Origin of the sequence: Streptomyces sp. NPDC085937, from assembly GCF_044540535.1 — a bacterium.
GTDB lineage: Bacteria > Actinomycetota > Actinomycetes > Streptomycetales > Streptomycetaceae > Streptomyces.
On record NZ_JBITSH010000003.1, the window covers coordinates 77,167 to 98,295 of the forward strand.

Sequence of the window (21,129 nt, forward strand, 5' to 3'; positions counted from 1 at the left end):
TCTTCCGGACCCTGGGGGTGCTGTGCCGACGCGGACGTCTGCAAGAATTGCCGCAGGTCACCTCCGCGGCAGAGAACGCCGCCGCGGCCGCCGAGGGGGGAGTGCATGACCGGCAACCGCCGTCCCACGATCAAAACCGTCGCCGCCCGCGCCGGCGTGGGTCGCACCACGGTCTCCCGTGTCGTCAACGGTTCTGATCTGGTCAGCGCCGACGCGCGCGCCAGGGTCCTGGCGGCGATCAAAGAACTGAACTACGTCCCCAACTCGGTCGCCCGCGGCCTGGTCACCAACCGCACCAACGCCGTCGCCCTGGTCATCCCGGAATCGGAGAGCCGGCTCGGTTCGGAGCCGTTCTTCGCCGCGCTCATCCGGGGCGTGAGCGGCGCGCTCGCCGAGAGCGGCACCCAGCTGCAGCTCATGCTGGTGCGTGACCAGGCCGAACGCGACCAGCTCACCGAGTCGGTGGCCACCCGCCGGGTGGACGGCGTGCTGCTGGTCTCCGTCCACTCCGAGGACCGGCTGCCCGGCATCCTGGAGGAAATGGGCCTGCCCACCGTGCTCGCCGGCCGCCGCGACGCGGGCGAACAGCTCAGCTACGTCAACTCCGACAACGCCGGAGGTGCCGCCGAGGCCGTACGGCATCTGCTCGCCCGCGGCAGGCGGAGGATCGCGACGATCAGCGGCCCGCAGGACATGGACGTGGGCCGCGCCCGCCTCGCGGGGTGGCGCACCGCGCACCAGGAGGCAGGCCTCCCCGCGGACGAACTGCTGCTCGAAACAGGGGACTTCTCCGAGGACAGCGGCGGCCGTGCCATGCGTTTGCTTCTTGAACGCGCGCCGGACCTGGACGCCGTCTTCGCCGCCTCCGACCTCATGGCGGTGGGCGCCCTGGCCGAATTGCGCCGCCAGAAGCGCCGTGTGCCGGACGACGTCGCCGTGGTGGGCTTCGAGGACTCGGTACTGGCCCGGCACACCAATCCCCCGTTGACCACGGTGCGTCAGCCCGTGGAGGAACTCGGCCGCACGATGGCACGTATCCTCACCGACATCACGTTGAACGGCGCCCCTCGCCGGCAGACCACGCTCCCCACGGAGCTGGTCGTGCGCGAGTCGTCGTAGGTCCGGGGAGGACGTCATGATGCGGGGCTGGGTCCTGCCGTTGCTGATCGTGGTCGCCGGCGTCGCCGCCGCGGCCGGACTGCACGCCGACCGGAACGACGGCGGGGCGGTGGTGGTCCTGCTGGCATTCGTGGCGTTCGCAGTGGTGAACTCCTCCCTGGTCTTCCCGAAACCGTCCGGCGCGCTGGAGGCGCGGCGCCGCAGCGAGCAGGACGGCCGGCCGGTCGTGTACTGGCGGCCAGGATGCCGCTACTGCAGGCGACTTCGGTTCCGTCTGGGCCGGGACGCCCGCCGGGCCCACTGGGTCGACATCTGGCGCGACCCGGCCGGCGCGGCGGTCGTACGGTCCTTCGCGGACGGGAACGAGACGGTGCCGACCGTGGTCCTGACGGACGGGCGGGGGTACGTCAACCCCGACCCGGAGTGGGTACGCGAACGTCTCTGATCCCCCTGACCGTTCACCTGCGGGACACCCGGCCCCGTGCGGGAAGCGCAAGGCGTTCGCATTCGCCGACGGGCTAGGGCTCGTCGAGTTGGTGGTCGGCCCAGATGTAGGTGTCCGGCAGGAGGTCGGTGACGGGGACGGTGCGGGGGTGGGCGCCCGGGCCGACGATGACGTCGAGGTGCGGGAAGTAGTCGAGCAGGACCTGACGGCAGCGGCCGCAGGGTGGCACGACGCCCCGGTCCCTGTCGCCCACGGCGACGATCGTCCGCAGGTCGTGGGCGCCCTGGGCGGCGGCCGTGCCGATGAGGACGAGTTCCGCGCAGGGGCCTCCGGTGAAGTGGTAGGCGTTCACCGCGGTGATGATCCGGCCGTCCGAGGCGCGGGCCGCCGCGGCCATGGTGTGGTTGTCGCCCCGGCAGCGGGTGCGCGCGACAGCGGTCGCGGCCGCCACCAGTTCCTGGTCGACGTCGTACGTCTGCATGGCCGGCGGTGCCCTCCGTGCTGGTCGTCGTGATCGGTTTCCCGACGAACGGTGGTCCGGTCGGTATGCGGTACGCAAGCGGATATCGGGGGCGGGGCCGGTCGCCGTCGGGGACGGTGAGCCGGGCCACGAGGGTGCGCCGGCGTTCGGGCTGGTCGTGGCGCGGGCGCCGAAGTGTGCGTGGCGGCCGTCGGGCGGGAGCTCCAGCCGGTGTCCGGCGGCGGCGTCGCGGTGGCGCATCGCCGCGTCGTACGAGTCCAGGCCGGCCCCCTCGGGGACGTCGAGGGACGCGGCGTCCGTCGTCGACGGCACCGGGGGCGGCACCTGCGGTAATAGTCATGTGACACGCGGCACGGGTGATGGGATAAGTTCCGGAAGCCGATCACTCGTTTGTGATCGTCGCGTGGCGTCCTGGGGAGGGTGCGCCACACTTCCATCGCCTTTTCAGGGGGTCCTCCATGGCTCATCCACCCATGCCCATAACACCGATGCCTGCGCCCGGTCCGTTCCTGCGCTCGCCCGTGGGTCTCTCGCACGCCGTGACCGCGCTGCTCGGCGTGGTGATGCTCGCCGACGTGCTGAGCCTGGCGGCGGCGTTCTTCATGCGGTCGCAGATGGACGGCATCACCTCCGGCGCAGGGGTCGACCTGGCTGCCGTCGACCGGGCCGACTCCGCGATGGCCGGCACCAGCGTGTTCTACCGGCTGGCCCTGCTGGCGACGGCCACCGTGTTCATCATCTGGTTCCACCGGGTGCGCCAGAACGCGGAGGTGTTTGCTCCCGACACGCAGCGGCGGTCGGCGGGCTGGGCGATCGCCGGGTGGTTCATCCCGTTCGCCAACCTGTGGATCCCGCGGGGCATCGCCCTCGACGTGCTGCGGGCCGGCGAGCCCAACCCCTACAGCGGCGCGGTGCGGCACCAGGGCCTGCTCAACTCCTGGTGGGGCGTGTGGATCGCGTCGAACCTGTTCGGCCGCTTGGCGATCCAGCGGTACGACGACGCCGGGAGCCCTCAGGCGGTCCACGACGCCACGGGGTGGCTGATCACCGGATCGCTCCTCGACATCGGCGCCGCGGTGCTGGCCGTGCTGTTCGTCCGCAGGCTGACGGCCGCTCAGAACGCCAAGGCGCTGACGGGACCGGGCCTGCCCGTCGGCTGAACCAGCTCACCCGCACGAACGCCACCTCGGCTGCGGAACGCCATGTCGACCGCGGAACGCCCCCTCGCCGGGCGGCCGGCACCCGCACCGGGACGCCGGGCACCCGGTGAGGGCGTTTCGCGGCCGGTCCCGGCGTTGTCGGGTGTCGGGCGGGAGCGTTTCGCGGCCGGTCCCGGCGTCGGGTGTCGGGCGAGGGGCGACGGCGCTCCACCTCCGGGAACGACGCCTAGCGTCCCGCGTACGCGCATGTCCAGGCCGACATCCCCTGCAACTGCGCGAGACGTTCGGCGACGGCGATCTGTTCCTTGCGGGTGGCCAGGTCCGCGCGCGAGGCGTACTTGAGCCCGCCGGCCGCGACCCAGCTGGACTGCGAGAACTGCAGCCCGCCGTAGTGGCCGTTGCCCGTGTTGGCCTTCCAGTTGCCGCCCGACTCGCACCGGGCGATGGCGTCCCAGTCCGGTCCGGAGCGGCCCGCCGCGGAGGCGGCCGCCTCCGTGGCCGTGCCGAGGGCGGTCGCGGCGGCCAGAACCATCACGGCGGCCCCCGCGCGGAGTCCGCGCGCACGGCGGCCGGTGACCTGAGAGGCGTTTCGTCTCGATGTCATACGCCCACTGTTATGTCACCGAAGGGTGTGACGGCATGCCGGCCGACGGCTCCTTACGCCGGTCGGAGTAGGCGGCGTCCGCGCTCCGGCAGGCCCCGCATGGTCTAGCCTGCCTCTCGTTCCCCTATGCGAGAGGTGAGTTCGTGGCTGCGACACAGGGCGACATGGCAGGGCCGGACGGAGCGGAGGCGCCGCAGGGCCGGACCCGCTGGGGTGTGGTCACCGCGATCCTCGGGCTCCCGGCCCTGGCCGTGTTCACGTTCCTGCTGATGATGGCCGTCTGGGTGCTGGTCTCGGACGGCTCCTGACCCCGGTCCGTGATCCGCCGGACACATGACTCCCCGGCGGGTCACGGCGGGCCGGGCTGTCAGGTGGAGGCCTCGACGGCTTCCTTGATACGGCGGCCGAAGGCGGGGGCGTCCTTGCGGGACGCACCGGCCGCCAGTGGGAGCAGGAGCTTTCCCACGCCGTGTCCTTCGAGCACGTTGAACAGGCGCAGCCGGGTCCCGCCGTCCGCCGTGGGCTCAAGGTCGTACCCACCCTCCTTCGCGGTGATGGAGTTGTGCGACACCTCGTGCCAGCGCAACCGGGTGGGCGCAGTCAACTCGCTGATCTCGAAGTCCCGTTGGGAACGCATTCCGGCGTCCTTGACGGTGCTGTGGAACACGGTGCCCACATGGGTGTCGCCGTCGGGGCTCTTCTCCATCGTCAGGACGCGCGGGCTGAACTCGGGGTCGTGCCGGCCGTCGGCGAGATAGTCGAAGACGTCCTCTATGGGCCGGTCGATGTCCACGACGACCTCGAACTGATTACTCATGGTCTCTCTCCCACTCCCAGGTGCTCCGGGGAAGGGCCCCGGACAAAGGGGTCATTCCCACGGTAACCGGACGTGCGGGACCTGCCCAGACGGCGGGGCTCCGCGGCTCCGGTGCACGGCTCCGCCGGTGACCGGTGAGCGCGGGCGGGCATCAGCCGGTGGCGGCGAGTTCCTTCCGCACGGCGTCCGCGGTGGCGGTGGGGTCGTAGCCGTCGGGGACGCCCTCGACGAGGACGATGTCGCCCTCGATGTGCCGGGACCGCAGTGGTGCTATCTCCCGGTAGGCGGGCGAGTCCCACCACTGCCGTGCCTGGTCGATGCCCGGGAAGCCGATCACCACCAGATGCCCGGGCCAGGTGCCCTCCTTCACCTCGTGCTGGGTGGCGTGCACCAGGAAGCGGCCGCCGAACGGCTCGAACGTCGCGGGGATGCGCTCGATGTACTCCGCGATGTCGGGGTGCGGGGCGGCCGGCCGCAGGTGGGCGATGGCGTAGGCGGGCATGGTGTCCTCCATGGTGCGTCGGTGCGGGTGACCCGCAGGGTGCGTCGGTCGGGTACGCGGTGATCGTGGCACTTGGACGAGGGCCGGGTCGATGACCTGGGAGGTAAGGAAGCGGGCGGCGCACCCTGCCGGGATCGGCCGTCGACGGCGACCGGGGGGGGCGGGGTCCGTCACCCGGAAGAGCGCACTGACCGGACAGGTGGCACAGCAGGCGGACGATGCGACAGGCGGCCTGTCGGGGCGCGTAGCACAGTGGGTCCATGAACCGTCACCGACGCCCGCCCCGGCGCGCCCCGTGGATCGCCGGCGGTGCCGCTGTGCTGCTCCTGGGCGGCGTCGGCGTGTGGGCGTGGGTGGCGCAGGACGACGGCACGCCGAGTCCCACTCCGTCCGCCTCGCACGATCTGACGCTGCCGACCCTGGGCCCGCTGCCGACACTGACGTCGGAGACCTCTCCGTCGGGCACGGCGGAACCGACGCCCCCGGGCACCGGGGCGCCCGTGCCCACGGCGTCCCGTCCGGGCCGGCCGGCCGAACCGAGCCTCGGTGCGACGCCGGGGCCGGTGCCGCCGGGTCAGGGACGGACCCCGTCCCCCGGCGCACCGGACCAGGGCACCGGGACCGGGCCGGCCGTTCCGGACGGCGGGGCGGGCAGCCGGCCACCGGCACCTCAGGAGGGACGGCCCCCGTCCGAGGCCGCGCCGTCCGGTCAGATTCCGGCGCCGCAGCCGCCCGCCGCGACCGGCGGGGCCGACGCGGGCACCCCGCAGGCCCCACGCACCGCGCCGGCGGTGCCCCCGGGGGCGACGCAGCCGGGACCGCGCATCCCCCCGCCGCCCGGGACGCGAACGCGCGTGCCGACGCCTCCCGCCCCGGCCCTTCCGTCGGCCGCCTCTCCCGGTCCGCACCTGCCGCCCCCCGACACCGCCCGGACGCCGGAACCGAAGCCGACCCCGACGACCGCGCCGCCCGCACCGACCCGCTCCACCGCGCCCACCACAGAGCCGACCAAGGCACCCACATCCACAGCCAGAGCCACAGCCACAGCCACAGCCACGTCGCCGAAGCCCCCCAAGACACCCGGCGCCACCCCCGCGCCGAAGCCGCCCGCGACGCCGAAGCCCGAGCCCTCCGGTACGCAAGCGCAGGCGACCACCACCTGGTACACCTCCCCCGCGGCGACGGCCGCCGCTCGGCGCATGGCCGCCGCAGGGACGGTCGGCGACCCGGCCTGCAGGATGTCCGCCGTGGGCCGGCCCGACCCGGCGCTGGTGCCGTGGGAGAGCCGGATCGGCATCGGCCACCACGGCTCCTACTGGTGTCTTGTCTGGTGATCCGCCGCGGACCGTCACGGCGTAGGCTGCCCTCGGCACGGACACGGCTGCTCGGGGGACAACATGACGGCTGGCACGGCACCGACATGGGCGTCGGCACTGGAATCTGTGGTGGTCTACGCGCAGGGCGCGCTCTGCCGCCGCGTCGCCCGGGGCACCGTCCCGGCGGACGGCCGGGTCCGGGTGACGGGACTGCCGCGCTCGCTGGACCCCCACTCGGTGCGGGCCCGTGTCCTCTCCGCGCCGGGTGTCCGGGTCACGGAGGCGCGGGCGGAGGCCGAGGCGGAGGTCGTCGACGCGGACGCGGTGGACGAGGCCCGGCGTGAGGTCGACCGGCTGGTGGACGCGTACAAGGCCGTGGAGGCCCGACGCGACCGGCAGCTGAAAAGGATCGAGGAGGTCGCCGGCCTGCGCCCGGTCCCGCCCGGACGCAAGCGGGACGATCCGCACCGCCGCACCCCGGTGGACGCCTGGCTGGAGCTGGCCGACTTCGTCGACGAGCGCCTGTCCCGTCTGCACGCGGAGCTCCGCGCGCTGGAGGAGGAACTGCGGCGCGCCGAGCACGAGATGGACGTCGCCCACGACCGGCTCGAGCGGGCCGGCTCCGACGCCCCGCGGTCAGGGGTCGCCTCCTCGTACCGCGCCGTACTGACGCTGGCCGGCGCGGGCGAGGCGCGGGGGGCGTCCGAGGTGGAGGTGGAGATCGAGTACGGCGTGCCCGGGGCCGTGTGGGTGCCGACGTACCGTCTGGCCCACCGTCAGGCCGAGGACGGCGGGCGGCTGGTGCTGCGCGCGTCGGTCGCCCAGCGCAGCGGCGAGGACTGGACCGGCGTGCGTATCGCCTTCGCCACGGCCGACCTGCGCCGCCGTACCGACCTGCCCCGGCTGCGGTCCGTCCGCATCGGACGCAGCCAGCCCGCCCCCGCGCCGTCCGGGTGGCGTGAACCACCGGCGGGACTCGCCGACTTGTTCTCCGGGTACGACACGGCCGGCCCCGGACCGCGTCCCGACCTGCCGGCGGGCGCCATGATGGTCGGAGGCGCTGTGGCGGGGGGCGCCGCGTTCGACGCTCCTCCCCCGCCTCCCTCCGCGCCGCCCGCACCCGGTGCCGCGTACGGCGCCGCTCCCCAGGGCTTCGCCGACCACGCCCTGTCCGCCGCCCCGAACCGGCCGCGCGGGCGGGCACGTCCCGGCGCGGGGCCCTCCGCCGCCCGCGCGGCAGCGGCCCCCAAGGCGCCCGCGCCGCCGGCCGCCGGTGCGGCCCCGGCCGCTCCCCCGCCCCCGCCCGTACCGGGACCGCCCCAGCCGGACGAGGCCGAACTGGACTACGCGGCTCTCGTGTTGAGCGGTCCGGAGGAACCGGTGGACCGCCGGGGCCGGCTTTTCCCCGGCTCGGGCTTCGACCCGGTGACCGCCGAGTACCGCCGCCGCGCCGAGAAGCCGGCCGCGCTGCCGCTGCCCGGCCACGCCGTCCGGCCCCGCGAGTCGGCGGGTTCGTTCGATCACCGCTACGACGCGGCGGCCCCCGCCGACATCCCCTCGGACGGCACCTGGCACACCGTCACCGTCGGCGAGATCCCGGTCGGCCTGCGCACCGAGTACGTGTGTGTGCCGGCGGTGGAGCAGACCGTGTACGCGACGCTGGTGCTGTCCAACGCGACGGACCAGGCGCTGCTGGCCGGCCCGGTCGAGGTGAGCGTCGACGGGGAGTACCAGCTGACCGCCGCGCTGCCGACCCTCGCGCCGGGCGGTCTGCGCCGGCTGGGACTGGGGCCGGCCGAGGCCATCGGCGTCACCCGCCGGACGCATCTCACCGAGTCGACCGCGGGCCTGCGCAACAACGTCACCGTGCTGGACCACCGCGTCCACGTGGAGCTGGCCAACCGGCTCCCGGTGCCCGTCCGCGTGGAGGTGCGCGAGCGCGTGCCGGTCACCTCGGAGGCGGACGTACGGATCGAGGAACGGGCCGACTGGACGGCGCCCGAGGACACCGCCGGCCCGGAACGGCACGCCCCGGGGACCCGGATCTGGCGGGTCGACCTGCCGCCCGGCGGCACGGCCGCCCTCGACGGCGGCCACGAGATCAGGATCCCGGCCGGCAAGGCCCTGACCGGCGGCAACCGCAGGAGCTGACACAGATGTCCACGTCATCGGAGCCGCTCGCCCCGATCCCCCTGCCCGTCACCGCCGTCACCTGCACGGAGGACCGCGCGCACGTGGAGCGCACGGCGACGCTCGAACTGCGCGCCGGTACGCAGCGGCTGCGGCTCGGCCCGGTCAGCGCCCTGGCCGTCGACCGGACCGTGCACGCCGAGCTGACGGCCGACTTCCCGGTGACGGTCCTCGACACGCGGATCGTGCGCGCGTGGACGCCGCGCGGTCCGGGGCGTGCCGCGGACGACTCCCCGCTGCGCCGGCGTGCCGCCGCCCTGAAGGAGGAGCGGCTGAAGCTGGAGCAGCGGCGCGACCGGCTGCGGGCGCGCGGGGACGCGCTCGGCCGGCTCGCCGCCGATCTGCTGCGGGAGATCGGTGAGGGCGCGGGCTTCGGCGAGACCGAACGCGACCGCTGGTCACGGGAACTGGACCGGGTCGACCGGGAGCGGGAGACGCGGGCCGAGGAACTGCGCGAGGCGGAGGCGCGGCTGACGGCCGTGTCCGACGAGTCGGCGGAGGCGGAGCAGGCGCTCGCCCTGGCCGAGACGGAGCCCGCCGAGCTGGTGGGCCATGTCGAGCTGACCGTCGAGGCGTCCGCCGCGGGCCGGGCCGGACTGCGGTTGAGTCATCTCACGCCGTGCGCGCTGTGGCGGCCCGCGTACCGTGCGGTGCTCGACGGGGACGACCTCACCCTGGCCACGGAGGCGATCGTCTGGCAGCGCACGGGCGAGGACTGGTCCGGCGTACGGCTGACCCTGTCCACGGCCCGCTCCTCCGCGGCCACGGAACCGCCACGCCTCGGTGAGGACCGGCTGACGCTGCAGGACCGCACCGCCGAGGAGCGCCGCACGGTCCGGGTGGACCTGCGGGAGGAGGAGATCGCGGAGCTCGGGCCGGTCCCCGTGCGGGGGCTGCCGGGTGTGGACGACGGCGGGGAGGTACGCGTGCTGCACGCGCCCGACCCGGTGTCGGTGCCCGCCGACGGCCGCGCGCACCGCGTGCCGGTGTCCTCCTTCACCACCACCGCGCGCAGTGAGTACGCCTGCGCGCCGGAGCTGTCGTCGCTGGTCACGCAGGTGGTGCGGTGCGACAACCGGGCCGGGCACGCGCTGCTGGCCGGCCCGGTGGACCTGATCCGGGGCAGCGGCTTCGTGGGGCGCGGCACGCTGGACTTCACCGCCCCCGGGGCGCCGGTGGAGCTGGCCTTCGGCAGCCGCGACGACCACCGTGTCGTGCGGGAGACGGAGGAGACCCGCGACACCACGGGCCTCACCCAGCGCACCGTGCTCACCCGGACCGTCCGGCTGCACCTGTCCCGCTTCTCCGCCCCGGACGAGCGGGACGACAGGGTGGTCGCCGTCCGGGAACGGATCCCGGTGTCGGAGGTCTCGGCGGTGGAGGTACGGCTGCGCGAGGACGCCTGCTCCCCGGTGCCGGCCGTGGTGGACCCGGACGGCATCGCCCGCTGGGACGTCCCGCTCCCGCCGGGCGGCCGCCGTACGGTCACCCTGGTCTACGAGATCTCGGCCAGCAGCAAGGTCGCCGGGCTGTGACGGTCGGGGCCCGCGACCGGTGAGTGAGGAAGGAAGCGGCCCGGCCGGCCGCGGGACGTGGGCGGGCGTCGCGGCGACGGCGCTGCCGCTGTATCTGAGCATGATCTCCGCGTCGGCTGCCGCTCTGGTCGACACGGCGTTGCTCGGCAACCACTCCACCGCCACCCTGGCCGCGTTCGCCGTCGCCATGGCCGTGTTCAGCCCCGCCACCGCCATGGTCGCGGGTGCGCTGCGGGGTGTGATGCCGTTCGTCACGCCGAGCAAGGAGGAGCCCGGCCGTCTCGTGTGCGTGGTGCGCAGTGGGATGTGGCTGGCGGCCGCCGCCGGCGCCCTCGGTGCCGCGGCCGTCGTGTCGGTTCCCCTGATCGGTGAGCTCGCCGGCGTCCCCCGGTCCACCCTGCGGGCGTTGGGGGTCTTCCCTCTGCTGCTGGCGGGCAGTGTGCTCGCCGTCGCGGTCGGTTCGTGGGCCACGTCCGTCCTGGTGGCGCTCGGCCGGGCGAAGCCGGTGATGCGGGCCGGGCTGCTCGGCACCGCCGTCGCCACCGCGCTGTCCGTCCTCCTGGTCGGCGGGCCGGGCCCCCTGCCGAGTCACGGTCTGACCGGAGCGGGCGTCGCCATGCTCGCCTCGAGCGTGATCAGTGCCTGCGCCAACCAGTTGGCCGTCCGCCGCTGCCCGGAGCTCGAAGGACTCTCGTTGCGTCCGGGCCAACCCGACGTGCGGCAGGTCTGGGCCCTGTGCGCCGTCGGGATTCCGCTGGCCGGCACGGTGCTCGTCAAGTTCGCCGTCATGGGTGTCCTGACCTTCGCGGCGGCCAGGGTCGGGACGGACAGCGCCGCGGTGCACGGTGTCGGGATCTCCCTGGTCAACCTGATCTTCACGGCCGCCGTCGCGGTGGGTCAGGCCACCGTCCCCCTGGTCTCGGGGTACGCGGCGGAGCACGACCGTAGGGGTGTCCGGCGCAGTGTCCGGGCGGGGACGGGGGTCGCCCTGTCCGTGGTGGGGTTCCTCGCCGTGGCCGTCGTCGTCCTCGGCGCACAGGTCGTCCCTCTGTTCACCCAGGACGTGGGTCTGCGGCCGCAGATCTCGCGGCTCCTGCCGCTGGTGGTGGCCGTGGTCGTCACCGACGCGCTGCAGGCCGTCGTCGGGTTCGGTCTCATCGGCCTCAAGCGCACGGTGCCGAGCTTCGTGTCGACCCTCGTCTGGTACGGCGTGCTGGCGGTCGTGGCCGCTCCGGTGGCGACGGCCGGCGGGCTCTCGGCCCTGTGGACGGCTCTCGCCGTGGCCAATCTCCTCCAGGCGGTCAGCAAGGCCCGCGCCTTCTTCCGGCACAGCGCCTACGCCGAGCCGCGCGAGTCCGCCGGGGTCGCCCCGTAGGCAACCCGGGCCGAGTGACCGCGCCCTCCGTCCGAACCTGTGTGCACCGCACGCCCGCTCACCGCCGGTACCGGCCGGGGGCCCGTGCCGGTGCCGGTGCCGTATGACGTCTGTCGCAGGCGCCCCCGAGGGCTGGGAACCGGGAGCGTGTTGCTATACAGTTCGTCAGCAAGCGGGCGGGTTACCCGTGGTAATGGCGTACGGACTCGACTCGAGGAGGCCCCGGCATGGCTCTCACCACCTCCCGGGCACAGCACCCGGATCAGCCCGCGGACGACGACGTGGCCCGTCGGCTGCTCGACTCGTCCGCGCAGCTCTCCTACGACCCGCTCACCGAGGTCGACTGGGACACCCCGCTGGACAAGGACTTCCACGGGGCCAGCCCGGAGTGGAGCACGCTCTACGGCACCGCGTACTGGGACGAGATGTCCGACGCGCAGCGCAAGGAGCTGACCCGGCAGGAGGCGGCGTCCGTCGCCTGCACCGGCATATGGTTCGAGATGATCCTTCAGCAGATGATCCTGCGGGACATCTACTCCAAGGACCCCACGGACGACACCTTCCAGTGGGCGCTCACCGAGATAGCCGACGAGTGCCGGCACTCGATCATGTTCGCCCGCGGTGCCAAGAAGCTCGGCGCGCCGGCCTACCGCCCGCGCCGGGTCGCCGTGGAGCTCGGCCGGCTGTTCAAGACCACCGCCTTCGGCGAGGCCGCCTACGCGGCCATCCTGGTCGCCGAGGAGGTCCTCGACGTCATGCAGCGCGACTGGATGCGCGACGAGCGGGTCGTGCCGTTCGTGCGCACCATCAACAACATCCATGTCGTCGAGGAATCGCGGCACATGATGTTCGCCCGCGAGGAGACCCGCAAGCACCTCGCCCGGGCCGGCCGCGTGCGGCGCCGGATCCACGCGGTGATGATCGCGATCTCCGCGTACGTCATCGTCACCAGCATGGTGAACCGCGAGGTGTACGCGAACGCCGGCCTGGACGAGAAGCGCGCGCTGCGCGAGGCCCAGGCCAACGAACACCACAAGTCCATGGTCCGGGCGAGCTGTTCGGGCCTGATGGAGTTCCTCTCCTCCGTCGGACTGCTCACCCGGCCCGCGCTGTTCTTCTACCGGCGCGCCCACCTCATCTGACCACGTACAGCCTGCCCCCACCGGGCCCTCGGCGGAGCGGACGACCATGGCCTTCGCGATCACCCAGACCTGCTGCAACGACGCCACCTGCGTGTCGGTCTGCCCGGTCAACTGCATCCGTCCCACGCCGGAGGAACGCGCCTTCGGCAGCACGGAGATGCTGCACATCGACCCCAGGACCTGCATCGACTGCGGTGCCTGCGCGGACGCCTGCCCGGTGGACGCCATCCACCCCGTCGAGCGGCTGACCGGCGGGCAGCGGGAGTACGCGCGGATCAACGCGGCGTACTTCGAAGGCGAGGACGCCCGCCCCGAACCCGAGGAGGAGCGGACCGACCGGGGTCCGGTCTTCCACGACTGGGGGGCGCCGTCGTTCGACCGGGTGCTGCCGCCGGACTTCGGGCCGCTGCGGGTCGCGGTCGTCGGCACCGGCCCGGCCGGGATGTACGCGGCGAGGGACCTGCTGCTGCACACGCGCGCCGAGGTCACGCTGGTCGACCGGCTGCCGGTGGCGGGCGGACTGGTGCGGTACGGGGTGGCGCCGGACCACCCGGCCACCAAGAAGGTCGGCGAGAGCTTCGCCCGCTTCCACACGCATCCCAGGGTCCGCCTGTGCCTGGGCCTGGAGGTGGGCACCGACGTCTCGGCGGACGAACTGGCCGCCCATCACGACGCGGTGATCTACGCCGTCGGCGCGGCGGAGGCCCGGCGGCTCGGCGTTCCGGGTGAGGACCTGCCGGGCAGTGTGTCCGCGACCGAGTTCGTCGCCTGGTGCAACGGGCACCCCGACCTCGCCCCGGACGCGTTCACGCTGTCGGCGGCACGGGTCGTCGTCGTCGGCAACGGCAACGTGGCGCTCGACGCCGCGCGGCTGCTGGTGTCCGACCCGCGGTCCCTCGCCGGGAACGCGCTCGCGCCCCACGCACTGGCGGAGCTGCGCCGGAGCAAGGTGCGCGAGGTGGTGGTGCTCGGGCGGCGCGGTCCCGAGCACGCGGCGTACACCCGCAGCGAGTTGCGCGCCCTGAAGCACCTACCCGGCGTGGAGCTGCTGGTCGACGACCACGATCCGCGTGCCGGCGCGGCGATCGACGCGGCGGCACCGCACGACAAGGCGGCGGTGCTGGAGGGTCTGCCGCGGGAGGCCGTCGACTGGTCCCTGCCCCCGGGCCCGGACCGCCGGCGGCGCATCGTGTTCCGTTTCCTCTCCGCGCCCGCGGAGGTGTGCGGGGACGAGGCGGTCCGCGCCGTGCGGGTCTCCGGCGACAGCGGTGACGCGGAGATACCGGCCGGCCTGGTCCTGCGGGCGGTCGGTCACCGCGGGGTGCCCCTGGCGGGGCTGCCGTTCGACGAGGCCACCGGGACCGTGCCGAACGAGCGGGGCAGGGTGACCGGCAGGCCGGGCGCGTACGTCGTCGGCTGGGTCAAGCGGGGCGCCTCCGGCGGGATCGGCGCCAACCGCGTGTGTGCCACCGAGACGGTCGGTTCCCTGCTGGACGACGCGGTGGCGGGCCGTCTGCCCACGCCCACCGGCAGCGCCCGCGCGTTCCGCCGTCTGGCACGCCGCAGGGCGCGCTGACCCGCACGGCGTCTTCCGAGGGAGGCCCGGGGTGTGTTCCCCCGGCCCCCTGATGTGCTCCCGGGCGGCTCTTGGTGTGCGCCGGATCTCCGTGCGCTCGAAGCCGAGCTGGTCGAGGGCGTGTCGGCGGTACTCGGGCTCCCCCCGGCCGGCCGGGGGGACCCGGCGTGCCGTCATGACGTCGTGCGCCGAGGCCGGCGCCGCCGGCTGAGCGTGCGGAGCCCTGGCGGGGGTGACGATGTGCCGGTGATCGGCGGAAGTCCGGGGTGTCCGCGTTACGGACGTCCGCGAAAGGGGCACTGGAGCCGAATCCGTCGTCCGTGGTGTGGCGAGGGAGAAGGGAGCGTGCCGCGTGCTGCTGAGGACATTCCGCTGGGCCTTCGCCGTGACGGCTGTCGGTCTGGCGGGCGGGGTGCTGTACGACGGCTGGGCGGCGCTCGGGATCGTCGCCATCCTCGCCGTGCTGGAGATCTCGTTGTCCTTCGACAACGCGGTGATCAACGCGGGCATCCTCCGCAAGCTCAACGCCTTCTGGCAGCGGATCTTCCTCACGATCGGCATCCTGATCGCGGTCTTCGGCATGCGGCTGCTGTTCCCCGTGCTCATCGTGTCGGTGAGCGCGCGGCTGGCGCCGCACCGCGCGGTCCATCTGGCGCTCACCGACAAGGACCGCTACCAGGAACTGGTCACCGACGCGCACCCGTCGATCGCCGCGTTCGGCGGCATGTTCCTGCTCATGATCTTCCTCGACTTCATCCTCGAGGACCGTGAGATCAAGTGGCTCGGCCCCGTGGAGCGACCCCTGGCGAAGCTCGGCAGGGTCGAGCTGCTGTCGGTCTGCGTGGCCCTGGTCGTGCTGCTGGTCACGTCCATGACCTTCGCGACCCACGCCCACCAGCACGGCGGCAGCCATGCCGACAAGGCGCAGACGGTACTGATCTCAGGTGTCGCGGGACTGATCACCTACCTGGTCGTGCACGGGCTGTCGGGCTTCTTCGAGGGCCGGCTGGCCAAGGAGGAGGGCGACGAGGACGCGGCTCAGGCGGGCGACGGAGGCGGGGGCCGTCCGGTGGTCGCCCTGGCGGGCCGGGCGGCCTTCTTCACGTTCCTCTACCTCGAAGTGCTGGACGCGTCCTTCTCCTTCGACGGCGTCATCGGCGCCTTCGCCGTCACCAACGACATCGTGCTGATGGCGCTCGGCCTGGGCATCGGCGCCATGTACGTCCGGTCGCTCACCGTGTATCTGGTGCGGCAGGGCACGCTGGACGACTACGTGTACCTGGAGCACGGCGCGCACTACGCGATCGGCGCCCTGGCCCTGGTCCTGCTGGTCAGCATCCGGTACGAGATCAACGACATCGTCACCGGGCTGATCGGCGTCACCCTCATCGGCGCGGCCTTCTGGTCGTCCGTCCGCCGCAACCGCGCGGCGGCGGGATGACCGGCGGACGGCCTGCCGACAACTGCGCCACGGCCCGCCCGGCGGTCACGCGCCGGACGGCTTGCCGAGTACGTAGGGGGACAGGACGTCGGTGACCGTGCGGTTGCGGGGTGCCGGGACGCCGAGTTCGGCGGCGAGGCCGGCCACTCCCCCGCTGAGCCACGGCAGTTCGAGGCGGTGGCCGTGTTCCAGGTCGTTGTGCATGGAGGACGTCATGTCCGCGGGGAGGCTGTCGCAGAAGGCGAGCTGACGCTCGACGAAGTCGTCGGCGAGCGCCACTCCCGACGCCCGCGCGACGGCCACGACCTCCTCCATGACCTCCCGCAGAAGCACGCGCGACCGCTCGTCGGAGCGGACGACACCGAGGGGCTGCCGCACGGCCGTGGTGGTGGCGGACAGGCCGACGAGGAAGACGAACTTCTCCCAGATCACCCGGTCGACGTCGGCGCTGAGCTCGGCGTCGACGCCCGCGTCGACGCAGGCCCGCAGCAACTGGCGTGCGACGGACTCCTGCTCGGGCCGGCGGGCGCCGAAGACCATGCGCTGCAGGGAGCCGTTGTGCCGGACGACCCCCGGTTCCTCGATGAAGGCGGAGATGAAGCAGGCGCCGCCGAGCAGGGACTCCGGCAGCAGGTGGCGGCCGAGGACGGTGTCCTTGTGTACGCCGTTCTGCAGCGACAGCACCGGAGCGCCGGCCAGCTTCGACGCGGCCAGCTGACGGGCGACGTCCTCGGTGTCCCAGAGCTTCACGGCGACGACGACCAGGTCCGCGGAGTCCAGCTCCGTCACCGCCCCCACCACGGACCCCGGCGCGGTACGGACGTCCCCCAGGGGGCTGCGGACCAGCAGCCCGGAGCCGCGCACGGCCTCCAGGTGACGCCCCCTGGCCACGAAGGTCACCTCGTGCCCCGCGGCGGCCAGTCGCGCCCCGAAGTAGCCCCCGACCCCGCCCGCTCCGACAACCGCGATACGCATGGCCACCCGTCTCCCTTGATAACCGTTTCGGAGGTTACTATCGCCTCATGGGAGCCGTGCCGCAAGCACCGCGTACGAGAGTCACCGCCCGGGTGCGGGACCTCCGCTTCGACGCCGGATCGCTGTCGCTGAATCTCGTGGCGACCGTGGGACGCAGGCCCGTCGGTCCGGTGGAGCGGATGGGGGACGTCGAGCGGCTGGCCGCGTGGTGCCACGGGGTGGGACTGGCCCCGGCTCCCGGGTGTGCGGGGGAAGCGCTGCTGCGCGAACTGCACGCCCTACGGGACGCGGCGTTCGACATCGCCTCGTCGGTGCTGGACGGGCACCGCCCCTCCCCCGCGTCGATCGCCCTGGTCAACGGGCTGGCCGCCTCCGAGCCACCGGTCGCGCGGCTGGAGTGGAGGCCGGAGGGAGTGCGTCCGGCGCCGGACAGCCTGCTGCTCACCGAGGACGCCCTGCTGTCGGTGGTCGCCCGGGACCTGGTCGGGCTGGTGTCCGACGCGTCCCGCAGGGAGCGGCTGGGCAGGTGCGCGTCGGAGACGTGCCGGATGCTCTATCTCAATCCGGGCGCGGGCCGGTCCCGCCAGTGGTGCTCGATGCGGCGCTGCGGCAACAGCGCCAAGGCGGCGGCGCACCGTCGGCGCAGGGCCGAGGGAAACAGCTAGAGACGAGACGACTCGTCTTGTTAGAGTGGGGGCATGCGCCACTTCTTCTTTCTCTGAGTCCGGGCGCGGCCGACGCCGCCCTTCCCGCCCACCGACACGTCTCACCTCAGGGAAAGTCCCATGCGCGAACGCGCCCACACCGTTGCGCCCGCCCGCGCGGCGCAGCTGCCCGTCAAGGACGTCACCAAGTCCTACGGCCCCCGCACCGTCCTCGATCAGGTCTCCCTCGCCGTCCGCCCCGGCGAGCGGGCGGCCGTCATCGGGGAGAACGGCGCCGGGAAGTCCACCCTGCTGCGGCTCCTCGCCGGGGCCGAGGAACCGGACGACGGGGAGATCACCGTCCACTTCCCCGGCGGCACCGGCCACCTCACCCAGACCCCCGCACTCGATCCGGGCCGCACCGTGCGGGAAGCGGTCGACCGCGCGCTCGCCCCACTGCGCGCCCTGGAGCGCCGTCTGCGCGCGGCGGAGGAGCGTCTCGGTGAGGCGTCGGAGGCCGAACTCGCGGCGTACGGGGACCTGTTGACCGCGTTCGAGCAGCGCGACGGGTACCGGGCGGACGCCCGGGTGGACGCCGCGATGCACGGGCTCGGGCTGGCCGGCGTCACCCGTGACCGGCTGCTCGGCTCGCTCTCCGGCGGCGAGCAGTCGCGGCTGGCTCTCGCCTGCGTGCTGGCCGCGGATCCCGAACTGCTGCTGCTGGACGAGCCGACGAACCACCTCGACGCGACCGCGGTGCGCTGGCTGGAGGAGCGTCTGCGCGCGCACCGCGGCACCGTCGTGGCCGTCACCCACGACCGGCCGTTCATCGAGCGGGTCGCGACGACGATCCTGGAGGTCGACCGGGACACCCGCACGGTGCGCCGGTACGGCGACGGCTGGGCCGGCTACCGGGCGGCGAAGGCGACCGCGCGGCGCCGAGCCGAGCAGGAGCACGCGGAGTGGCTGGAAGAGGTCGCATCCGCCGAGGAGTTGCTGGAGGCCGCGGGGCGTCGGCTGACCGGGACGGGCGGAGACCCGCGGCAGGGTTTCGGCAAGCACCGCCGCTCGCACGAGGCCAAACTGGGCGGGCAGGTGCGGGCGGTGCGTGAGCGGCTGGCCCGGCTGCGGCGCACACCGGTGCCCGCGCCGCCCGAACCCCTGCGGTTCACGGCCGCTCCGGCCACGGCGGGTGAGCGGTCCCCCTCGGACGCCGTGCTCGTCGAGCTCGAAGAGGTATGCGTCGGTGAACGCCTGCGACTGGACGGGCGGTTGACGGTCGAGCCCGGGCAGCGGCTATTGGTCACGGGTGAGAACGGAGCGGGGAAGTCGACGCTGCTGCGGGTTCTGGCGGGCGGACTGGAGCCGGACGCGGGAGTGGTGCGCCGCCCGGATCGCATCGGCTACCTGCCTCAGGAGTTGCCCGTCCGCTCCGGCCGGCTCCCGTTGCTCGCCGCCTTCGCCGCGCGGCGGCCGGGCGCGCTCGAGGAACACCGCGAAACGCTGCTGTCGCTGGGGCTGTTCCGCGAGGAGGACCTGTGCGTGCCGGTCGCGGCGCTGTCGGCGGGACAGCAACGGCGGCTGCAGATCGCCCGGCTGGTGACCCGGCCGGCCGACCTGCTGGTGCTCGACGAGCCGACCAACCATGTGGCGCTCGACCTCGTCGAGGACTTGGAGGCGGCGCTCGCGGCGTACCCGGGCGCGGTGGTCGCCGTGTCCCACGACCGCGGCTTCCGCACCCGCTTCCCGGGCGGACACCTCCGACTTCGGGACGGCAGACGGGCCTGAACCGCGTTGTCAGGCGACGGTGTCGCCCCCCTCACCGGGCTCGCCGGCGACGGGTGACCGCGCACGCCATCCGGTTCGCCGACGGCGGGCCACCTCGCGCAGGGCCAGCCAGCCGGCGGTCGCGCCGATCGCGTACCAGAGCAGGTCCGGCGCGTTGAACGTGGAGCCGAGGACCAGGCGGGCCGCGGTGCTGCGGGCGGACAGGTCCGCGGGCAGGCCGGTGAGCTGGAGCAGTTCCACGGCCCAGCTCACCGCCAGCGCGACTACCGCGGCGCGCGCCGGGGGCGTGCGCGGGGCCAGCAGGACGACGAGGGTGAGGATCAGAAGCGTGTACAGCGCGTCGCCGCCGTACTTGGCCACGTCCCCCGTCGCCACCGCCCTCAGGCCCAGCCCCGCCCCCACGGTCACCAGCGCCGCCGCGGCAGCCACAAGCCGCGTCCGCCCCGTCGTCGTGGTGACGGGTGCCGTCGTCGTCGTGGTGACGGGTGCCGTACTCCGGCCTGCGGGCCGTTCCTGACCAAGAGTGCTGTCGCTCATGGGGGTCGAGTCTGGCATCCGTCGCCCACGCGACCGTTGCCAACCCGTGTCGTACGTGGGCGGAAACGGCTGAACGGCGTGCCCGGCGCGCACGTTGATGGAGGGCGGACGGCCTCCGGGCCGGCCCCTTCCCTTCCCTCGCGCACCGACCACTGCAAGGAGTTCCGCCACCATGGGCATCACCGACCGGCTCGACCGCCACCAGTCCCTGGTCCTGGGTCTGTTCCGCATCGTCATCGGGCTGCTGTTCACCAGTGAGGGCGCGGCCACCCTCTTCGGCGTGCTGGACCGGAAGGCCACGCCCCCAGGCGACTGGCCGTTCTGGTACGCGGGGGTGATCGAGCTGGTCTGCGGCGCCCTCGTCCTGCTCGGGGTCCTCACCCGTGGTGCCGCCTTCCTCAGCTCGGGTGCCATGGCCTTCGCCTACTTCACCGAGCACCAGCCGGACGGCCTGTTCCCCCTGCAGAACGGCGGCCTGTCGCCGGCGCTGTTCTGCTGGGGTTTCCTGCTGCTGGTCTTCTTCGGGCCGGGTGCGCCGGCCCTGTCGGCACTCGTCCGCCGTGGTCCCGCGTCCCCGGACCGGGGGTAGCCGCACGCGTCGTCGCGCGGGCGACACCGCCGCCGTCACCCACCGGGCCCAGGGCTCCGCACCACGCTCACCGTGGTACGGAACCCTTTCCCGTCGGCACCGGGGGTGACGTTCACCTTGATAGGCAAGTGAACGCTTGCCTATAGTGGCGGTGTGGCCGACGACGACCTCTTCAAAGCCCTGGCGGACGGCACCCGCCGTACGATCCTCGACGAGCTCACGGAGAAGTCCGGGCAGACCCTGTTCGAGATCTGCGGGCGCCTGAGCATGAAGCACGGGCTCGGCATCTCACGCCAGGCCGTGTCCCAGCACCTCGCCGTCCTGGAGGCCGCCGGCCTCGTCGGGACCCGACGCGAGGGCCGCTACAAGTTCCACGACCTCGACGTCACGCCACTGCGGCAGATCACCGAGCGCTGGCTCGGTCCCACCACCCAGGCACCGGAGGACCCCTCATGAAGATCAACCTGACCAGCGTCTTCGTCGACGACCAGGCGAAGGCCGAGCGCTTCTACACCGACGTCCTCGGCTTCGTGAAGAAGCACGACGTTCCGCTGGGCGAGAAGGACCGGTGGCTCACCGTCGTCTCACCCCAGGACCCGGAGGGCACCGAACTCCTCCTCGAACCCGCCGGACACCCCGCGGTCAAGCCGTACCGTGACGCCCTGGTCGAGGACGGCATCCCGCTGGCCGTGTTCGCCGTGGACGACGTGCGGGCGGAGTACGAGCGCCTGCGGGAGCTCGGGGTCCGATTCACACAGGAGCCGCTCAGCATGGGCCCCGTCACCACCGCCGTCTTCGACGACACCTGCGGCAACCTGATCCAGATCGCCGCCCAGGCGGCCTGACCGCACGCCTCACGCACCGCCCTCACCGCGCACCGGCCTCGAAGGCCC

At 73.5% G+C, this 21,129-nt stretch carries 22 protein-coding genes; 16 read left to right on the forward strand and 6 right to left on the reverse strand.

Annotation, left to right across the window (positions count from 1 at the left end; all coding sequences use genetic code 11):
- Positions 1–105 precede the first annotated feature (105 nt).
- Together ACIF8S_RS07465 and ACIF8S_RS07470 are read left to right on the forward strand one after the other, a co-directional pair.
- Positions 106–1,119 carry a LacI family DNA-binding transcriptional regulator gene (locus ACIF8S_RS07465; protein ID WP_399997905.1) on the forward strand — a complete coding sequence of 338 codons (1,014 nt, stop codon included), beginning with the start codon at positions 106–108 and terminating at the stop codon, positions 1,117–1,119.
- Positions 1,120–1,135: 16 nt separating this feature from the next.
- Positions 1,136–1,564: a glutaredoxin domain-containing protein gene (locus ACIF8S_RS07470; protein WP_399997907.1), complete on the forward strand. Its 429-nt coding sequence runs from the start codon at positions 1,136–1,138 to the stop codon at positions 1,562–1,564.
- Positions 1,565–1,637: 73 nt separating this feature from the next.
- Here ACIF8S_RS07470 and ACIF8S_RS07475 read toward each other — a convergent pair whose 3' ends face one another.
- Positions 1,638–2,045 carry a cytidine deaminase family protein gene (locus tag ACIF8S_RS07475; protein WP_399997908.1) on the reverse strand — a complete coding sequence of 136 codons (408 nt, stop codon included), beginning with the start codon at positions 2,043–2,045 and terminating at the stop codon, positions 1,638–1,640.
- 488 nt (positions 2,046–2,533) lie between these two features.
- Here ACIF8S_RS07475 and ACIF8S_RS07480 point away from each other — a divergent pair, with 488 nt between their 5' ends.
- A complete protein-coding gene (locus tag ACIF8S_RS07480) occupies positions 2,534–3,205 on the forward strand; it encodes a DUF4328 domain-containing protein (protein ID WP_399997910.1) in 672 nt (223 codons plus the stop codon).
- A 226-nt stretch (positions 3,206–3,431) separates the two neighbouring features.
- On the opposite strand, the gene ACIF8S_RS07485 is transcribed toward ACIF8S_RS07480, so the two are convergent.
- Positions 3,432–3,809 carry a transglycosylase family protein gene (locus ACIF8S_RS07485; RefSeq protein WP_399997911.1) on the reverse strand — a complete coding sequence of 126 codons (378 nt, stop codon included), beginning with the start codon at positions 3,807–3,809 and terminating at the stop codon, positions 3,432–3,434.
- Between the two features lie 143 nt (positions 3,810–3,952).
- Here ACIF8S_RS07485 and ACIF8S_RS07490 point away from each other — a divergent pair, with 143 nt between their 5' ends.
- On the forward strand, positions 3,953–4,117 hold the full coding sequence (locus ACIF8S_RS07490) for a hypothetical protein (protein WP_158686749.1): 165 nt from the start codon (positions 3,953–3,955) through the stop codon (positions 4,115–4,117).
- Between the two features lie 59 nt (positions 4,118–4,176).
- Here the strand turns inward: ACIF8S_RS07490 and ACIF8S_RS07495 are convergent, their stop codons facing one another.
- Entirely contained in the window at positions 4,177–4,626 is a 450-nt protein-coding gene (locus tag ACIF8S_RS07495; protein WP_399997913.1) for an SRPBCC family protein, read from the reverse strand.
- A 151-nt stretch (positions 4,627–4,777) separates the two neighbouring features.
- Complete coding sequence (locus ACIF8S_RS07500; protein WP_399998466.1) at positions 4,778–5,128, reverse strand: DUF1330 domain-containing protein; 351 nt, start codon at positions 5,126–5,128, stop codon at positions 4,778–4,780.
- A 1,199-nt stretch (positions 5,129–6,327) separates the two neighbouring features.
- On the opposite strand from ACIF8S_RS07500, the gene ACIF8S_RS07505 reads away from it, so the two are divergent.
- The 7 genes from ACIF8S_RS07505 (at position 6,328) to ACIF8S_RS07535 (ending at position 15,703) form a co-directional block, all read left to right on the forward strand.
- Positions 6,328–6,462 (forward strand): hypothetical protein, encoded by a 135-nt coding sequence (locus ACIF8S_RS07505; protein WP_399997914.1) that lies wholly within the window; start codon positions 6,328–6,330, stop codon positions 6,460–6,462.
- A 63-nt stretch (positions 6,463–6,525) separates the two neighbouring features.
- Positions 6,526–8,595 carry a DUF4139 domain-containing protein gene (locus tag ACIF8S_RS07510; RefSeq protein WP_399997915.1) on the forward strand — a complete coding sequence of 690 codons (2,070 nt, stop codon included), beginning with the start codon at positions 6,526–6,528 and terminating at the stop codon, positions 8,593–8,595.
- A 5-nt stretch (positions 8,596–8,600) separates the two neighbouring features.
- The gene (locus ACIF8S_RS07515; RefSeq protein ID WP_399997916.1) at positions 8,601–10,169 is read left to right on the forward strand and encodes a mucoidy inhibitor MuiA family protein; all 1,569 of its coding nucleotides are present in this window, start codon (positions 8,601–8,603) and stop codon (positions 10,167–10,169) included.
- A 19-nt stretch (positions 10,170–10,188) separates the two neighbouring features.
- Positions 10,189–11,544: an MATE family efflux transporter gene (locus ACIF8S_RS07520; RefSeq protein ID WP_399997917.1), complete on the forward strand. Its 1,356-nt coding sequence runs from the start codon at positions 10,189–10,191 to the stop codon at positions 11,542–11,544.
- Positions 11,545–11,771: 227 nt separating this feature from the next.
- On the forward strand, positions 11,772–12,686 hold the full coding sequence (locus ACIF8S_RS07525; protein WP_399997918.1) for a diiron oxygenase: 915 nt from the start codon (positions 11,772–11,774) through the stop codon (positions 12,684–12,686).
- Positions 12,687–12,732: 46 nt separating this feature from the next.
- Positions 12,733–14,262, forward strand: a complete 1,530-nt coding sequence (locus ACIF8S_RS07530) for an FAD-dependent oxidoreductase (protein ID WP_399997919.1) — start codon at positions 12,733–12,735, stop codon at positions 14,260–14,262.
- Positions 14,263–14,614: 352 nt separating this feature from the next.
- Complete coding sequence (locus ACIF8S_RS07535) at positions 14,615–15,703, forward strand: DUF475 domain-containing protein (RefSeq protein ID WP_349794885.1); 1,089 nt, start codon at positions 14,615–14,617, stop codon at positions 15,701–15,703.
- A gap of 45 nt (positions 15,704–15,748) precedes the next feature.
- Here ACIF8S_RS07535 and ACIF8S_RS07540 read toward each other — a convergent pair whose 3' ends face one another.
- On the reverse strand, positions 15,749–16,678 hold the full coding sequence (locus ACIF8S_RS07540; protein ID WP_399997920.1) for a ketopantoate reductase family protein: 930 nt from the start codon (positions 16,676–16,678) through the stop codon (positions 15,749–15,751).
- A gap of 47 nt (positions 16,679–16,725) precedes the next feature.
- On the opposite strand from ACIF8S_RS07540, the gene ACIF8S_RS07545 reads away from it, so the two are divergent.
- Positions 16,726–17,343, forward strand: a complete 618-nt coding sequence (locus ACIF8S_RS07545) for a CGNR zinc finger domain-containing protein (protein ID WP_399997922.1) — start codon at positions 16,726–16,728, stop codon at positions 17,341–17,343.
- Between the two features lie 120 nt (positions 17,344–17,463).
- Entirely contained in the window at positions 17,464–19,110 is a 1,647-nt protein-coding gene (abc-f, locus tag ACIF8S_RS07550; RefSeq protein ID WP_399997923.1) for a ribosomal protection-like ABC-F family protein, read from the forward strand.
- A 9-nt stretch (positions 19,111–19,119) separates the two neighbouring features.
- On the opposite strand, the gene ACIF8S_RS07555 is transcribed toward abc-f, so the two are convergent.
- A complete protein-coding gene (locus tag ACIF8S_RS07555; protein WP_399997924.1) occupies positions 19,120–19,647 on the reverse strand; it encodes a DUF2809 domain-containing protein in 528 nt (175 codons plus the stop codon).
- A gap of 172 nt (positions 19,648–19,819) precedes the next feature.
- On the opposite strand from ACIF8S_RS07555, the gene ACIF8S_RS07560 reads away from it, so the two are divergent.
- The 3 genes from ACIF8S_RS07560 to ACIF8S_RS07570 all read left to right on the forward strand — a co-directional run bounded on the left by ACIF8S_RS07560 (position 19,820) and on the right by ACIF8S_RS07570 (position 21,081).
- The gene (locus ACIF8S_RS07560) at positions 19,820–20,236 is read left to right on the forward strand and encodes a DoxX family protein (protein WP_399997925.1); all 417 of its coding nucleotides are present in this window, start codon (positions 19,820–19,822) and stop codon (positions 20,234–20,236) included.
- 153 nt (positions 20,237–20,389) lie between these two features.
- Positions 20,390–20,692 carry an ArsR/SmtB family transcription factor gene (locus ACIF8S_RS07565; protein ID WP_399997926.1) on the forward strand — a complete coding sequence of 101 codons (303 nt, stop codon included), beginning with the start codon at positions 20,390–20,392 and terminating at the stop codon, positions 20,690–20,692.
- Positions 20,689–21,081 carry a VOC family protein gene (locus ACIF8S_RS07570; RefSeq protein WP_399997927.1) on the forward strand — a complete coding sequence of 131 codons (393 nt, stop codon included), beginning with the start codon at positions 20,689–20,691 and terminating at the stop codon, positions 21,079–21,081. Before ACIF8S_RS07565 ends, ACIF8S_RS07570 begins: the two co-directional genes overlap by 4 nt.
- The last annotated feature ends 48 nt before the right edge of the window (positions 21,082–21,129 follow it).

Excerpts from the sequence above, each read along its gene's own strand:
- ACIF8S_RS07465 (WP_399997905.1), top strand. The coding sequence starts at position 106 with ATGACCGGCAACCGCCGTCCCACGATCAAAACCGTCGCCGCCCGCGCC.
- ACIF8S_RS07470 (WP_399997907.1), top strand. The coding sequence starts at position 1,136 with ATGATGCGGGGCTGGGTCCTGCCGTTGCTGATCGTGGTCGCCGGCGTC.
- ACIF8S_RS07475 (WP_399997908.1), bottom strand. The coding sequence starts at position 2,045 with ATGCAGACGTACGACGTCGACCAGGAACTGGTGGCGGCCGCGACCGCT.
- ACIF8S_RS07480 (WP_399997910.1), top strand. The coding sequence starts at position 2,534 with ATGCCTGCGCCCGGTCCGTTCCTGCGCTCGCCCGTGGGTCTCTCGCAC.
- ACIF8S_RS07485 (WP_399997911.1), bottom strand. The coding sequence starts at position 3,809 with ATGACATCGAGACGAAACGCCTCTCAGGTCACCGGCCGCCGTGCGCGC.
- ACIF8S_RS07495 (WP_399997913.1), bottom strand. The coding sequence starts at position 4,626 with ATGAGTAATCAGTTCGAGGTCGTCGTGGACATCGACCGGCCCATAGAG.
- ACIF8S_RS07500 (WP_399998466.1), bottom strand. The coding sequence starts at position 5,128 with ATGCCCGCCTACGCCATCGCCCACCTGCGGCCGGCCGCCCCGCACCCC.
- ACIF8S_RS07505 (WP_399997914.1), top strand. The coding sequence starts at position 6,328 with ATGGCCGCCGCAGGGACGGTCGGCGACCCGGCCTGCAGGATGTCCGCC.
- ACIF8S_RS07510 (WP_399997915.1), top strand. The coding sequence starts at position 6,526 with ATGACGGCTGGCACGGCACCGACATGGGCGTCGGCACTGGAATCTGTG.
- ACIF8S_RS07515 (WP_399997916.1), top strand. The coding sequence starts at position 8,601 with ATGTCCACGTCATCGGAGCCGCTCGCCCCGATCCCCCTGCCCGTCACC.
- ACIF8S_RS07525 (WP_399997918.1), top strand. The coding sequence starts at position 11,772 with ATGGCTCTCACCACCTCCCGGGCACAGCACCCGGATCAGCCCGCGGAC.
- ACIF8S_RS07530 (WP_399997919.1), top strand. The coding sequence starts at position 12,733 with ATGGCCTTCGCGATCACCCAGACCTGCTGCAACGACGCCACCTGCGTG.
- ACIF8S_RS07540 (WP_399997920.1), bottom strand. The coding sequence starts at position 16,678 with ATGCGTATCGCGGTTGTCGGAGCGGGCGGGGTCGGGGGCTACTTCGGG.
- ACIF8S_RS07545 (WP_399997922.1), top strand. The coding sequence starts at position 16,726 with ATGGGAGCCGTGCCGCAAGCACCGCGTACGAGAGTCACCGCCCGGGTG.
- abc-f (WP_399997923.1), top strand. The coding sequence starts at position 17,464 with ATGCGCGAACGCGCCCACACCGTTGCGCCCGCCCGCGCGGCGCAGCTG.
- ACIF8S_RS07555 (WP_399997924.1), bottom strand. The coding sequence starts at position 19,647 with ATGAGCGACAGCACTCTTGGTCAGGAACGGCCCGCAGGCCGGAGTACG.
- ACIF8S_RS07560 (WP_399997925.1), top strand. The coding sequence starts at position 19,820 with ATGGGCATCACCGACCGGCTCGACCGCCACCAGTCCCTGGTCCTGGGT.
- ACIF8S_RS07570 (WP_399997927.1), top strand. The coding sequence starts at position 20,689 with ATGAAGATCAACCTGACCAGCGTCTTCGTCGACGACCAGGCGAAGGCC.